This is a genomic window from Aliiglaciecola sp. NS0011-25 (genome assembly GCF_040370605.1).
GTDB lineage: Bacteria > Pseudomonadota > Gammaproteobacteria > Enterobacterales > Alteromonadaceae > Aliiglaciecola > Aliiglaciecola lipolytica_A.
Window position 1 is genome coordinate 60,967 of the sequence record NZ_BAABWR010000003.1, and the last position, 13,965, is coordinate 74,931.

Consider the following 13,965-nt stretch of genomic DNA (forward strand, 5'->3'; position numbering starts at 1 on the left):
TTTTGGTTATGTTCTATTCCTTTTCTGGTAATTCACGTACATACAAGTGGAAACCATTCTGAACATATAGCCATTTGGACGTCTAGACGGAAAGACTGGTATTTTAGAAAATAATGATTAGAATGCAACTATTGCCGATAAGAAATCACTTTTGGCGTGAATCTATTAAGCGAATTCAAGAAAGGAAAAACACATGACATCACATCTTTTTACTTCAGAGTCTGTTTCTGAGGGGCACCCAGACAAAATTGCAGATCAAATCTCTGATGCAGTGTTAGATGCCATTTTAACCCAAGACCCTAAAGCCCGTGTGGCTTGTGAGACGTTTGTCAAAACCGGAATGGTACTTGTGGGTGGTGAAGTGACCACCTCGGCTTGGGTAGACATTGAAGAATTGACACGCAAAACCGTTCGCGAAATTGGCTATACCCACTCAGATATGGGTTTTGACGCAGATTCATGTGCAGTGCTCAACGCCATAGGTAAACAGTCACCAGATATTAATCAAGGTGTTGATCGTAGTCGTCCAGAAGAGCAAGGTGCGGGAGATCAAGGCTTGATGTTTGGCTATGCCAGTGATGAAACCGATGTTTTAATGCCTGCGCCAATTACTTATTCCCATCGTCTGGTAAAACGTCAGGCAGAAGTCAGAAAAAACAACTCGTTGCCTTGGTTGCGCCCTGATGCCAAAAGCCAAGTCACTTTTATCTATGAAAATAATCAACCTGTCGGCATAGACGCAGTTGTATTGTCAACTCAACATTGTGACTCAATCAGTACTGCTGATTTGCAAGAAGCCGTTATGGAAGAAATTATCAAACCCGTGCTGCCTGAAAAGTGGTTGTCTGCCAAAACAAAATTTTTAATTAACCCAACAGGTCGATTTGTTATTGGTGGTCCAATGGGTGACTGTGGATTGACTGGTCGTAAAATAATAGTCGACACTTATGGCGGCATGGCCCGTCATGGTGGTGGCTGTTTCTCAGGAAAAGATCCCTCTAAAGTTGATCGTTCAGCGGCTTACGCCGGTCGTTATGTGGCTAAGAATATAGTTGCAGCAGGGTTAGCTAAACGTTGTGAAATCCAAGTTTCTTATGCAATTGGCGTAGCCGAACCAACATCAATTAGCATTGAAACTTTTGGTACTGGTGTTATCTCAGATCAAAAACTCACCGATTTAGTAAGAGCTAATTTTGACCTTCGTCCTTATGGCCTAATAAAAATGCTCGATCTTGAACGTCCTATCTATCAAGCGACAGCTGCTTACGGTCACTTTGGCCGCGAAGAGTTTCCTTGGGAAGCGACAGATAAAGCTGAGCAATTGAAGGCTGCACTATAAATTAATTAGACATCATATGATGATTAGTTAAACTCAAAATAGCGTCTTTTAGACGCTATTTTTGTTTTAACAGATATTGTTAATCAATAATTTGACAATAATCAGAATTCACCAAAATCATATGCACTTTATTGGCCATCCGAACTCGTACGCATTCCCCCTCATCAGCTGGGAAGTAATCTAAAACCACAACTAAATACTCACCGTCAGTTGCGGTGAGATGGTACTCGAACCCTCTACTAGGGCCCTCTTCAATACTGGTGAGCAATCCACCGAAGAAAGCACCAATTAGTGCACCTGCAAGAATCTGCCTGTCGCTTCCGTAAACATTATTCAATGCGCCCCAAAGCCCCCAACTCGCAGCGGCCTCGCCAGCATGAGATTCAAATTTAACATCGTATATTTGATCGACATTGGCATATAGCTCAGTGACAAATTGGTTACGTTCAGAATTTCGCGTATGATGAGATGCGCAAGATGATACTAAAAATGGCAAACTCAGTGCCGCTAATTTTATGAATGTCATTTTCATAGATACACATCTTGTTAATTAATTATTACCAGCATACTGATCTAAAACTGAATTGAAGCTTAACAATTAAGAATTAGTGCAGTTAACGGGAAATCGGAAATCATTTATGTTTAAACACATCTCCAAAACATGTCTAGCAGCTACCATTAGCGCAGTATTACTAACGGCTTGTTCTACCTCTCCCACAGGCAGGTCCCAATTAAAGCTCTACTCTAAAGATCAATTAGCGGATATGGGAGCGCAAGCTTTCGATGGTATGAAAATAGAACAGAAAGTCTCGCAACAAGGAGTAGATAATCAATATGTTTCTTGTGTTGCAGGCTTCATAACCAAACATGTGCCTAGCAGTGTCTTTGATGGCCAATGGGAGCTGGTAGTTTTTGAAGACGATCAAGTTAACGCCTTCGCGTTGCCAGGGGGAAAGATTGGTGTTTACACAGGGCTACTTAAAGTGGCTCAAAATCAAGATCAATTGGCCGCTGTTATCGGTCATGAAGTTGGCCATGTTATTGCTGAACATGGAAATGAAAGAATGTCCAATTCGGCGCTAATCGGCATAGGTTTAGAGGCGACCAATCAAATCTTAAATGCTAAACAAGTGGCAAATAGTAACATGATTATGGCTGGTATTGGTTTAGGAGTTCAAGTCGGTGTACAACTGCCATTTAGCCGCACCCACGAGACTGAAGCCGATCTAATAGGCTTAGAGTTAATGGCAAGAGCTGGGTTTGACCCTACTCAGTCGGTTGAATTATGGAAGAATATGGACAAGGCAAGTGATGGACAACGGACTTCAGAATTTATGTCTACTCACCCCTCCCCCACAACGCGGATTGAAACCCTTACGGCCAATATGTCGGCTGCACAAGCATTGGCGAATCAAGCAACCGATAAACCGAACTGTAAAATGTAATTTCCCGTAAATGTAACTATTCGTATCGAGTTAATTTTAGTTAAAAAAATACCCCTAATTAGGGGCATTTTTTATATTTAACGGAAGATTACTCTTCTGTTTTATGTAAATGCACATCCATTTGTGGGAATGGAATGCTAATGCCTTCTTGGTCAAAGCGAAGTTTAACCGCTTCAGTGAAGTCAAATTTAACAGCCCAGTAGTCAGCAGAAGCTACCCAAGGACGAACGATAAAGTTAACACTGCTATCTGCCAATTCTGAAACAGCAACTGTAGGCGCAGGATCTTTTAGGATACGCTCATCAGCATTAACCATTTCAATAAGCACTTCTTTAGCTTTCTTAAGATCAGCGTCGTAACCGATACCAACAACCATATCCACTCGACGAGTTTCTTTTGCTGATACGTTTACAATGTTACCGCTATAGATAGCACCGTTTGGAACAATAATTTCTTTGTTATCAGGCGTTGTCATTACTGTAGTGAAGATAGTGATATCTTTAACTACACCAGCAGTACCAGCTGCTTCGATGAAATTTCCGCGAGTAAATGGGCGGAAAACAAGCAACATCACACCTGCAGCAAAATTCTGTAAAGAACCTTGTAGTGACAAACCAATTGCCAAACCTGCAGCACCTAAAATTGCAACTAAGGACGTAGTATCTACACCTAGTTGGTCTAATGAGGCAACAATAACAAACAACATTAAAATAGCGTTAACTATGGCCTTTAAAAAGTCGACAAGCATGTCGTCATATTTAGAGCGAGCCATAACTTTGCCAAACACATTGACAAGAATTCCAACAACCATTTTACCGATAATGTAAATGATGACGGCGAACAATATGTTCAGCCCCCAAGGAATTACATAAGTTTCAACTAACTCTGATACATTTATATCTTCAAGCATTTTTTGTTTCTCCCGAACATTTTTTAATTCTTTGAATAGCGATAGTCCTACACCAAAAGAAAGCCTTTTCATTTATTTGGCTAACATCACTACTTGGTAATTAGTGGGACGACGAAATAATAAAGGAAACAACAAGATATGCACCCTTTTTTTGTCAAATTAGACTAATGTATATGTCGCAATTTAGCGTCATAGACTAAAGTTTAATTCGCTTAATTCTTTTAATCATTTAGAGTGTTTGTCATTGAATTGTCAAAAATCAAAGTTACTTTATCCCTCGGATTTGAAGGCTTCGACATTCAATATCTTGGATTTTATTTCAGAATTTGTTCAACATATTTTTGTATTAAAACAAAATTTTTATCACTGTTTAATATTAAGAACAGGTAGCTGAACTCCTTTTAAAAATGTTGGTTATTTACAAATACCTGAATTTGTTAGGGTTTTACTAATGTTTATTTTTTAAGCATTTTAAACTCTACTTTAGTTAATAGAAGTGCTATGCTATTCGCCCCTTAATTAAGGGTTCTTAGTAATATTTTTAAAGGAATTGAAAATGTTAATTCTCTCTCTTATCTTCGTTAGTTTGATAATTCTATTGGTCTTTTGCCTTGCTAAAGATACGGGTGAGCACACTGCGTTTGCGCGCAAGAATGCTTCTATTAATAATCAGCAGGAATCTACTGATAGCTCCCACAATAGAATGACTTCAACTAAAACGTTAAATGCCAACTAACAATAGCCAAGATTTATTCTTCTCTATGATTGATTAATTCAAATGCGGTGACAAAATCACCGCATTTGATTTGAAAATCACTGGCTTTGCTTATTAATTAAATAGACTTACTTGGTTGTTTGCCAATGGTCGGTAATTCTTTAGTTGAGATACCTTCTACTTGATATACCATATAGTGCATTGTTAACTGCTGTTGTAATCCCATGCGAATTCCAAGAATTTATCACCCCGACTTACTCATTGTTGATCAGATTATTGATCTCACCCCTGATGCTGCAAACCATATAGTCAGTGTTCTGCGTCTAAACGAAGGTCACCCATTAGTGCTGTTTAATGGCGATGGCAACGAATATAGCGCTGAACTAGTGACTGCCAAAAAACGTCAAGCAAAGGTGTTAATTGACGCAAAACTGTCTATCAACGTCGAATCCACATTAAATATTCATTTAGGTCAAGGTGTCTCACGAGGCGACAGAATGGATATGGCAATTCAAAAAGCAGTTGAACTCGGTGTCACTGAAATTACGCCATTGATCACCGAAAGATGTGGCGTGAAATTATCAGCTGAACGCTGGGAAAAAAAATGCCAGCAATGGCAAAAGTTAATTATTTCAGCCTGTGAACAATGTGGTAGAAATCAAATTCCCACATTACATCCATGCACATCGATTCATGAATGGACAAAACAATCCACCACACAGCTTCGATTAACCTTACATCCCAGAGCTGAAAAGAGTATTAAACACTTATCAATCCCCTCCAGTGGAGTTAAATTATTGATAGGACCAGAAGGTGGATTTACCGAGTCTGAAATCTATGCCACTGAGCAAGTTGGCTTTCAAACAGTGCAAATGGGTCCTCGAGTGTTGAGAACGGAAACCGCAGCGATTGCCGCTATAGCGGCCTTGCAAGCTATTCACGGTGACCTTTAACGAGCAAATTTAGCGTAGACAGCAGCGGCTTTTATGCTACATTGTTTAAAATTGCTACTAACGGATTAAGAATAAAGCAATCATTAATATGAAATCTCACAAGGTTATCAACATTCGCGGTGCAAGCAATTACACGCATTTGAAGCGACATAATGCGATTGAGTCCGGTCGCATAAATGCGTTAGACATGTTGGTTAATGGTAATCCCCTCGAAGAAGTCCTAAGCGAATTAGTATCAAGTCTAGAATCTGCAACGACAGGGCTTAAATGTTTGATTAGCTTGTTAGATAGCTCACGCACTGTGCTAAACCCATTCGTTGGGCCAAGTTTACCACTGCCGCTTCTGGAGGCTTTAAAAAATCAAAAGGTATTTCCTGCTGCAACAACTTGTGCTGTAGCAATAGGCAAAAGAGAATTAGCCGTAAGTGAAGATATTATTCAAGATCCCCACTGGCATGAATTACAAAATGTCGCCATTGCTTGCGGTATACGCTGCTGTTGGTCACAACCCATCATTTCCCCTAATGGCGAAGTGTTTGGCACATTTTCTATGTTTTTTCCGACCTCGGGAGTCCCTGAACAAGACGATATAGACTCCTTGACCTACGAGGCTCAAATTGTCTCAATTATTCTTGAACGAGCTAACAACATTCAACAACTGAAAGAAACCAATGCCGAATTAGAAAGACGAGTTGAAGAACGAACACAAGAATTAACCAATACCAATCATATGTTGAAAAAGGCGTTAGACCAGCGCAACGAGGTACAAAACCAGTTAGTCGAATTAGAAAATATGGCGGCTTTGGGAACCATGATGTCGAGTCTAACGCATGAGATCAATACACCAACAGGTGTTGCTATCACAGCGATTTCCTACTTGCGCAGTATTCTGAGCAAGACAACACAAGCCTTTCAACAAGAACAACTGAAACGGTCCGAGTTAAAACAATTTTTTGCCGCTACCGAAGAGAGTGTTGATATTGTTGAACGCAATTTGATTCGCTCTACTCAGTTAATTAAAACCTTCAAACAACTTTCCTTAGACCAGCACAGTCAAGAAGCTCGTAAAATTAATCTTATTAGTTACGTAAATGAAATTTTATTGACCTTGAAACCACGCTTAAAGCGCTCCAATCAAAAATTTTGTTTTGACATAGATCCTGAATTGGAAGTCTATAGTAATCCCGGTGCGATTAGCCAATTACTGATAAATCTGATCATGAACTCTGTGCAGCACGGTTTTGACGCAAAGCAAATTGGTCATATCTTCTTTAAAATAAGGGTTATCGAGCAAGCGATAGGTCAACCGATGTTAGAGCTAATATACAAAGATAACGGTTGTGGGATGTCAGAATATACGATTGAAAACTTATACAAACCATTTTTTACCAGCGCTCGGCACAATGGCGGTTCTGGTTTGGGTATGCACATATGTTACGACATTGTGGTTAAAGTATTAGCTGGGCACATTGATTGTAAATCTAAAATTGGAAAAGGCGTCGAATTCACGGTTACCTTTCCGGTTAGTTTAGATAAACCCGAGCTCGATAGCTTTTAAAACAGCACGAGTGCGATCGCGCACGCCTAATTTATCTAATACATTCGAAACCTGATTTTTAACCGTACCTTCAGATTTAAACATCAACTCGGAGATTTCACGATTACTGCAACCAGCAGCAATTAATCGCAATATTTCAACTTCTTTAGCACTAAGAGGAATCGGGGCGATAGAGCTTTCAAACGCAGTTTCTTTACCTTGCAGACTTTTTAATACACGCTGCGTAAGGCCAGGTTGAATTAATGTTTCTCCGCTATGTACTTTAACAATAGCCTCGACCAAGGTTTCTAACGATACATCCTTCAGTAAATACCCTTTCGCCCCCGCTTGAATAGCTTGGATAACAAGCTGATGCTCATCAAAAGTTGTGAGCATAATCACTGGTGGAATTTCTGCTGGTGCCTTCAGATTTAAGGCTTCAACCGTTTCAATACCATTCATGATTGGCATCCGAACATCCATGAGTACGACATCGGGCTTGTGTGTTGCAATGATATTCAATGCACTTTTGCCATCGGCTGCTTCTGCCACAATGTTGATCTCCGGCGCTAGCGACAAAAGGCTTTTAATCCCTTCACGGACCAAGGTTTGGTCGTCTACAACCATCACATTAATACTCATGTTAGCTCCGGTAATTCTATTTTTGTGCGAAACCCTGTTGCCGTTAGTGCAGTATCGATAGTTCCTCCAAGGTTAACGATTCTTTCGCGCATCCCAATCAAACCATTACCCTCTTGTATTTTATTTTGCTGTTTTTGCCTACCGTCGTCATACATTGTCAGCTGAACAGTATTATTTTTGTGGGTTAATTGAATATTGAAATGCTTAGCATTACTGTGACGCAACGTATTGGTAACAGACTCTTGCACACTGCGTAAAATGGCTTCTGCTACATTAACATCGGATATATTCAAATTAGCTTCAATATCTAGTGTAATTCGCAGGTTAGGTACATCATCTAATAGCGCATGAAGGGCCTGACTTAATTCAATATGCGACTTTTCACGAATTTCAGAAACGGCTTCGCGAACATCACTTAATAATAGTTTAGCTAAACCATGGCATTGTTGAATTTTAACCTGAGCTTCGCCATCTGAAATCCGAGAAGCCACCTGTAAATTAATCGTCAATGCAGTCAAATGGTGTCCTAGTAAATCATGAATATTACGAGCAATACGTACTCGCTCCGCTTGTTTTGATGCCTCTCCTAACAACCTTTGAGTTGCCATTAATTCACGATTAAGCTCCATCGCCTGTTCGGTTGCGCGTTTCTCTTTAATGTTTGCATTTACCATGACAAGGGCAAAAATATTAAACGTCCAAAATAACAACGCAGATAGCATTGCCGAATCCACTTGCCAATAAAAATACATTATTAACCAAAAGGGTGCCGACCAAATGGGCGACGTAACCAAGGTTTGTTTGAATGGCATAAAATAGGGTAATTGAGCACTCCAAATGGTAACCAAAATCGCCACAAAGGTGAAAGGAGTCAAAAATGCGAGAGATACAATAGCGATATATTGAACAGCTATTAAAATCAGGCGATAAGCCATGTCATTGCGATAATTGTTTTCGGATATCGCAACCATAAAAGTCACTATGTAAATAATTAATGCGACGCCGGTAACAAGCATTATTTGAGCGGAATAATTTCCTGAACTCAGCATTAAAAACATCACAATGCCACTTACCACTGCCCATGGAAAAACGGCTGAGAGACTTTCAATATTAAAAAATTGTCTAAAGTTTTGCATTTAGTAACCACGATAGGGTTGTGATAACCCAGATACTGACGCCATTCGATACCTTGAGTATGAACAATCTTTGAGTTGAACACTATAGGCCAAAAGTCATGTTTTAGATTGTGACTTTTGGCACTAAACAAAAAATCAAGAATACCTAAACTGGATTCAAATTAAATCAGATAGTTTATCGACTATTTGAATTTAGCATATTGGCTTATTGGAGATTGAAATGGCATCTTTACACAGTATTTTATTTTCAGCGCATATCATTTTAGGAACTATGGCACTCATTGTATTTTGGATTCCCCTAGTCTCGATAAAAGGAAGTCTTAATCACAAAAAATTTGGTCGCTACTATAGTTGGACGATGTATGCCGTTGCTTGTTCAGGTGCACTCATGGCAATACTGGTGATCTATGATCCACTAGCAATAAAAGGCCATTTAATGACAGAAGAAACTGATCCGCAAAACTTCACGGCCAGTTTACGTATTTTTTGGGGATTTCTGTTGTACTTGAGTTTAATTACTTATAGCAGTATTCGCCAAGGCGAAGCGGTTTTAAAGCACAAAAACAACCCTGAAGCGCTGCGCAGGTTCAGTCATATTATGCCACTTGTATTACTTATAATAGGTGGTGGTATAACGACCGTTAACGGTTTGTTGAATCACACAACCTTGCATATTATTTTTGGAATATTGGGCTGTGGAATAGGTTTTAGCATGCTGCGTTTTTGCCTAAAGCAACAACATTCTCAAAAGCAATGGATAATCGAGCATTTAAGCGCCATGATCGGCTCAGGAATTGGTGCCTATACTGCGTTTATTGCATTTGGCGGTCGACATATTTTTAGCCATTTAGGAGATGCGCAAATCATCTTTTGGGTTGCTCCAGGGGTAATCGGCGGTCTGGCAATATTTTTACTATCAAAAAATTATGGCAATACCGCTTCCCTACAGGATTAAATTGCGCTTTGCTGGGCGTGTTGCTCCCTGTATTCTTTTGGAGTTTGATCAAAGTGTTTGCGGAACACAGCGTACATATATTGTAGAGACGGATAGCCGCACATAGCCGCGATTTCTGAGGTTTGATTTTCTCCAGATTTTAACATAGAGCACGCTTTTTCCAGTTTCTCATTATGGATTTCATTGTGAATACTATGACCACGTTCTTCATAAAAACGAGTTTCTAAATTTGAGCGAGAAATACCAACATAATCAAGTACTTGATCAACTTTGATACCTCTACAAGCATTTTGTCGAATAAAATGCATCGCTTGGATCACATGGGGGTCTTTTAACGCTTTAAAGTCGGTAGATTGTCTTTGCGCAACACCGACAGGAGGAACCATCACAATCTTATTTTTAAGATTCGGATTATCTAAACGACGATGCAATAATTTGGCAGCTTGAAAGCCCATTTCGAAGCAGCCTTGGGTCACCGAACTCAAACTAATTCGACTCAAATTACGAGCAATATCGTCATCATCTATGCCGACAATCGAAATCTGGTCTGGTACCAACTTACCCGTATGATCACAAGCTTGGAGTAAATGTCGAGCGCGTGCATCAGTTACCGAAATAACACCGACTGGATTAGGCAAGCTTTGCAACCAATCAGATAATCTATTCATAGAATATTGCCAAGTTTCTGGACGAGTAGGATGTCCACGATAAATAGCGCAATCGAAGCCATCTTCTTTACACAGTTTAATCACCGCTTTTTCTCGCTCGGTGGCCCAACGATGGTTATCATCAGGTGGAAAACCGTAAAATGCGAAACGCTCTAAGCCCTTTTGTTTTAAATGTTCATAGGCACATTTCACCACAGCCAAATTATCGGTAGCAACATAAGGAACATTGGGATAATCATTCTCATTTTCGTAAGAACCGCCCACACCAATAATCGGAATGTTGATACCTTCAACGGCTTTTTGAATTGTTGGCGCATCAAAATCAGCGATAATCCCATCACCAACCCAATCATTAATATTGTCAATTCTGGCCAAAAAATCTTCTTCTAGATAAACATCCCAATCGACTTTAGATGACTGTAAATAATGGCCTATGCCTTCAATTACCTGACGGTCATATACTTTGTTCGCATTGAAAAGTAATGAAATACTGTGCTTTGCCTTAAACATCAAACACCTCTTTTACACAAAAAGTTTTATTACGTTTTTGTTGATTGAGCTTATATTAATAGCAAATTTGGTAAAAAGAACCTAGACAACAGATTACGAAATTTAATAATTAAATAACATAATTGATACAAATTGGGCTGTCGTAAAAGATGCACAGACATTTTTTAAACGTACTGAGACCAATATGTACCTTGGCGTTGATTTAGGCACTTCGGGCATTAAAATTATTTTAATGGACGAAATCGGCAATATTATAGATAGTGAATCAGAAGCTCTTCAGGTTTCTCGTCCTAAACCTTTATGGTCAGAGCAGGACCCGCAACATTGGTGGTCAGCCTGTGACGCTGCTATGCAAAAATTAGCTAAGCGTAACCAGATGCAGCAAATTAAAAGTATTGGCTTATCTGGACAAATGCATGGTGCGACCTTATTAGATAGCGAAAATAATATCATTCGTCCAGCCATTTTATGGAATGACGGGCGCTGCCAAGCCCAATGCGAAGAACTGGAAAGTAAAATCCCAAATTGCCACCAAATTACCGGTAATTTGATGATGCCCGGCTTTACTGCCCCCAAACTATTGTGGGTTCAGCAAAATGAACCTGAGCAGTTCGCCAAGATTGCTAAAGTACTATTACCTAAAGACTATTTACGCTTCCAGTTAACCGGAGATTTTGCCTCTGATATGTCCGATGCAGCAGGAACTATGTGGCTAGATGTTGAGGCTCGTGACTGGCATCAAGATATGTTAGCGGCCTGTGGTTTAAGCATCGAACAAATGCCCAAATTATATGAAGGTAACGGGATTACTGGACACTTAAGTGCGCATTTAGCAGAGCGTTGGAATATGCAATCTGTACCTGTAATCGCAGGCGGTGGTGATAATGCTGCCGGCGCAGTGGGAGTGGGTTTGGTAAAACCTGGCCAAGCAATGATTTCTCTAGGTACATCTGGAGTGTACTTTTTAGTATCAGAAGGATTTAAAGCCAACCCTCAAATGGCGGTGCATAGTTTTTGTCATGCCATACCAAATACCTGGCACTTAATGTCAGTAATGTTAAGTGCCGCTAGCTGCTTACAATGGTTTGCCGAGGACGTTGTAAAATCAAATGTGGTCGACTTACTAGCTGAATTGGAGTCTGACTCAAGTGCATTTGATGTAACACAAGCACCCATTTTTCTGCCCTATTTGAGCGGAGAAAGAACACCTCACAATAATCCCCATGCACAAGGTACCTTTTTTGGTTTAACCAATGAAAGTAATCAAGCCAGTTTCACTCACGCCATTTTAGAAGGTGTGAGTTTCGCTTTTGCAGATGGTGTGGAGGCAGTGCATGCTTCTGGCGCTCAGGCGACTGAAATCACCTTAATTGGCGGTGGCGCAAAAAGCCCGTATTGGCGTCAACTATTGGCCGATGTATTAAATACAAAGATTACATTTCGTAAAGGCGGTGATGTCGGTCCAGCATTAGGTGCGGCAAGACTAGCAAAAATGGCCGTCCACCCTGAACTGACATTAGAAGATGTATGTCCTGAACCTGAGATTGTCGAAATCCACCAGCCGAATCCAGACATGGTAGCCATTTATAAACCCCGACGAGATAAGTTTAAGAAACTTTACCCAGTTCTTAAGGAACTATTTTAAATGTTTGCGCGCATCTAGCTTGTTAAGACAACTTTGAGCAAAAAGCACAAAAGTCTAAGCACAATTCGTAATTGTTAGATGCGTAATAAACATCCACTATTCACTCTATATTCGCAGCAGTAATTATTTAATTTTTAGCAGGAGACCCTAATGTCCCAATATTTCGAAAACATTGAAAAGATAAAATATGAAGGAGTGGACTCAGACAATCCACTGGCGTTTCATCACTATAACCCTGACCAGATCATTCTAGGTAAAAGCATGAAAGATCACCTGCGTTTTGCAGCGTGTTACTGGCATAACTTCTGTTGGGATGGTGCTGATGTTTTTGGTCAAGGTACCTTTGGTCGTCCATGGTTAAAACCTGGTGACCCCATGGCGCGCGCGAAACAAAAAGCTGACGTTGCATTTGAGTTTTTTAACAAACTGAATGTTCCTTTCTATTGCTTTCACGATATAGACGTTTCCCCAGAAGGTAACTCTATCAAAGAATATACTGAAAACTTTGCGCAAATGGTGGATGTGTTAGAAGCCAAGCAAGAAGAATCAGGCGTCAAGTTATTATGGGGCACAGCTAACTTGTTCAGTAACCCGAGGTACGCTGCTGGCGGGGCAACAAACCCGAATCCAGAAGTGTTCTCCTACGGTGCAACTCAAGTCTTTCATGCCATGAATGCAACTAAGCGACTTGGCGGTGAAAACTACGTTTTATGGGGCGGCCGTGAAGGTTATGAAACCCTATTAAACACCGATTTACGTCAAGAGCGCGCCCAACTCGGTCGATTTATGCAAATGGTAGTTGAGCATAAACATAAAATCGGATTTAAAGGGGCCTTGTTAATTGAACCTAAACCACAAGAGCCAACGAAGCATCAGTATGATTATGACAGTGCAACGGTTTACGGCTTCTTAAAACAGTATGGTTTAGAGCAAGAGTTCAAGATGAATATCGAAGCGAACCACGCAACCTTAGCCGGTCACTCTTTCCATCATGAAATTGCCACAGCTGTATCCTTAGGTATCTTTGGAAGCATAGACGCAAACCGTGGTGACGCTCAAAATGGTTGGGATACAGATCAATTCCCTAATGCAGTAGAAGAATTGTCACTGATTATGTATGAAGTGCTTAAAGCCGGAGGTTTTACCACAGGCGGTTTGAATTTCGATACCAAATTGCGTAGACAAAGTTCTGATCCTATAGATTTATTCCACGGACATATTGGCGGCATGGATCACATGGCGTTGGGTTTGAAAAAAGCAGCTGAAATTATAAATAATGATTTCTTGTCCGCTAAAGTCAAAGAACGTTATGCAGGCTGGAACAAGAACTTAGGTAAAGAAATTATCGGTGGCGAGCACTCGTTGGAGTCATTAGCCAAGTTTGCGGTTGATAACTCTTTGGATCCAAAACATCAAAGTGGACAGCAAGAATTACTAGAAAATAAAGTGAATCGTGTGCTTTATGGTTAATCAATAATGTTCTACTGATTACACCTCAATGATCAACAAG

At 40.2% G+C, this 13,965-nt stretch carries 13 protein-coding genes; 8 read left to right on the top strand and 5 right to left on the bottom strand.

Annotation, left to right across the window (positions count from 1 at the left end; all coding sequences use genetic code 11):
• Positions 1–193 precede the first annotated feature (193 nt).
• On the top strand, positions 194–1,339 hold the full coding sequence (metK, locus tag ABWV72_RS03370; RefSeq protein WP_216046863.1) for a methionine adenosyltransferase: 1,146 nt from the start codon (positions 194–196) through the stop codon (positions 1,337–1,339).
• A 79-nt stretch (positions 1,340–1,418) separates the two neighbouring features.
• Here the strand turns inward: metK and ABWV72_RS03375 are convergent, their stop codons facing one another.
• Positions 1,419–1,871 (bottom strand): hypothetical protein, encoded by a 453-nt coding sequence (locus ABWV72_RS03375; RefSeq protein WP_216046864.1) that lies wholly within the window; start codon positions 1,869–1,871, stop codon positions 1,419–1,421.
• A gap of 106 nt (positions 1,872–1,977) precedes the next feature.
• Here ABWV72_RS03375 and ABWV72_RS03380 point away from each other — a divergent pair, with 106 nt between their 5' ends.
• Positions 1,978–2,784, top strand: a complete 807-nt coding sequence (locus ABWV72_RS03380; protein WP_216046865.1) for a M48 family metallopeptidase — start codon at positions 1,978–1,980, stop codon at positions 2,782–2,784.
• 88 nt (positions 2,785–2,872) lie between these two features.
• Here ABWV72_RS03380 and ABWV72_RS03385 read toward each other — a convergent pair whose 3' ends face one another.
• The gene (locus ABWV72_RS03385) at positions 2,873–3,694 is read right to left on the bottom strand and encodes a mechanosensitive ion channel family protein (protein WP_216046866.1); all 822 of its coding nucleotides are present in this window, start codon (positions 3,692–3,694) and stop codon (positions 2,873–2,875) included.
• A gap of 556 nt (positions 3,695–4,250) precedes the next feature.
• Between ABWV72_RS03385 and ABWV72_RS03390 the strand changes: the two genes are divergently transcribed.
• The 3 genes from ABWV72_RS03390 to ABWV72_RS03400 all read left to right on the top strand — a co-directional run bounded on the left by ABWV72_RS03390 (position 4,251) and on the right by ABWV72_RS03400 (position 6,920).
• Positions 4,251–4,430, top strand: coding sequence for a hypothetical protein (locus ABWV72_RS03390; protein ID WP_303500542.1), 180 nt, complete (start codon positions 4,251–4,253; stop codon positions 4,428–4,430).
• 203 nt (positions 4,431–4,633) lie between these two features.
• Positions 4,634–5,362, top strand: coding sequence for a 16S rRNA (uracil(1498)-N(3))-methyltransferase (locus tag ABWV72_RS03395; RefSeq protein WP_216046867.1), 729 nt, complete (start codon positions 4,634–4,636; stop codon positions 5,360–5,362).
• Positions 5,363–5,450: 88 nt separating this feature from the next.
• A complete protein-coding gene (locus tag ABWV72_RS03400; RefSeq protein WP_353368718.1) occupies positions 5,451–6,920 on the top strand; it encodes an ATP-binding protein in 1,470 nt (489 codons plus the stop codon).
• Here ABWV72_RS03400 and ABWV72_RS03405 read toward each other — a convergent pair.
• Complete coding sequence (locus ABWV72_RS03405; RefSeq protein ID WP_353368720.1) at positions 6,891–7,541, bottom strand: response regulator; 651 nt, start codon at positions 7,539–7,541, stop codon at positions 6,891–6,893. The two genes, ABWV72_RS03400 and ABWV72_RS03405, sit on opposite strands and share 30 nt — an antisense overlap.
• Positions 7,538–8,677 (bottom strand): histidine kinase, encoded by a 1,140-nt coding sequence (locus ABWV72_RS03410; RefSeq protein ID WP_353368722.1) that lies wholly within the window; start codon positions 8,675–8,677, stop codon positions 7,538–7,540. Before ABWV72_RS03410 ends, ABWV72_RS03405 begins: the two co-directional genes overlap by 4 nt.
• Positions 8,678–8,897: 220 nt before the next feature.
• Between ABWV72_RS03410 and ABWV72_RS03415 the strand changes: the two genes are divergently transcribed.
• Positions 8,898–9,632 (top strand): hypothetical protein, encoded by a 735-nt coding sequence (locus ABWV72_RS03415; RefSeq protein WP_353368724.1) that lies wholly within the window; start codon positions 8,898–8,900, stop codon positions 9,630–9,632.
• On the opposite strand, the gene ABWV72_RS03420 is transcribed toward ABWV72_RS03415, so the two are convergent.
• Positions 9,629–10,810 carry a XylR family transcriptional regulator gene (locus ABWV72_RS03420; protein ID WP_353368726.1) on the bottom strand — a complete coding sequence of 394 codons (1,182 nt, stop codon included), beginning with the start codon at positions 10,808–10,810 and terminating at the stop codon, positions 9,629–9,631. The genes ABWV72_RS03415 and ABWV72_RS03420 overlap by 4 nt on opposite strands.
• Before the next feature lie 184 nt (positions 10,811–10,994).
• Between ABWV72_RS03420 and xylB the strand changes: the two genes are divergently transcribed.
• Together xylB and xylA are read left to right on the top strand one after the other, a co-directional pair.
• Positions 10,995–12,455, top strand: coding sequence for a xylulokinase (gene xylB / locus ABWV72_RS03425; protein WP_342807012.1), 1,461 nt, complete (start codon positions 10,995–10,997; stop codon positions 12,453–12,455).
• 150 nt (positions 12,456–12,605) lie between these two features.
• A complete protein-coding gene (gene xylA, locus ABWV72_RS03430; RefSeq protein WP_342807010.1) occupies positions 12,606–13,925 on the top strand; it encodes a xylose isomerase in 1,320 nt (439 codons plus the stop codon).
• The last annotated feature ends 40 nt before the right edge of the window (positions 13,926–13,965 follow it).

Bases quoted from the DNA above. Each gene is read 5' to 3' on its own strand.
- ABWV72_RS03400 (WP_353368718.1), top strand. From the start codon at position 5,451: ATGAAATCTCACAAGGTTATCAACATTCGCGGTGCAAGCAATTACACG.
- xylB (WP_342807012.1), top strand. From the start codon at position 10,995: ATGTACCTTGGCGTTGATTTAGGCACTTCGGGCATTAAAATTATTTTA.
- ABWV72_RS03405 (WP_353368720.1), bottom strand. From the start codon at position 7,541: ATGAGTATTAATGTGATGGTTGTAGACGACCAAACCTTGGTCCGTGAA.
- ABWV72_RS03395 (WP_216046867.1), top strand. From the start codon at position 4,634: ATGCGAATTCCAAGAATTTATCACCCCGACTTACTCATTGTTGATCAG.
- ABWV72_RS03390 (WP_303500542.1), top strand. From the start codon at position 4,251: ATGTTAATTCTCTCTCTTATCTTCGTTAGTTTGATAATTCTATTGGTC.
- ABWV72_RS03415 (WP_353368724.1), top strand. From the start codon at position 8,898: ATGGCATCTTTACACAGTATTTTATTTTCAGCGCATATCATTTTAGGA.
- xylA (WP_342807010.1), top strand. From the start codon at position 12,606: ATGTCCCAATATTTCGAAAACATTGAAAAGATAAAATATGAAGGAGTG.
- ABWV72_RS03380 (WP_216046865.1), top strand. From the start codon at position 1,978: ATGTTTAAACACATCTCCAAAACATGTCTAGCAGCTACCATTAGCGCA.
- ABWV72_RS03385 (WP_216046866.1), bottom strand. From the start codon at position 3,694: ATGCTTGAAGATATAAATGTATCAGAGTTAGTTGAAACTTATGTAATT.
- ABWV72_RS03410 (WP_353368722.1), bottom strand. From the start codon at position 8,677: ATGCAAAACTTTAGACAATTTTTTAATATTGAAAGTCTCTCAGCCGTT.
- ABWV72_RS03375 (WP_216046864.1), bottom strand. From the start codon at position 1,871: ATGAAAATGACATTCATAAAATTAGCGGCACTGAGTTTGCCATTTTTA.
- ABWV72_RS03420 (WP_353368726.1), bottom strand. From the start codon at position 10,810: ATGTTTAAGGCAAAGCACAGTATTTCATTACTTTTCAATGCGAACAAA.
- metK (WP_216046863.1), top strand. From the start codon at position 194: ATGACATCACATCTTTTTACTTCAGAGTCTGTTTCTGAGGGGCACCCA.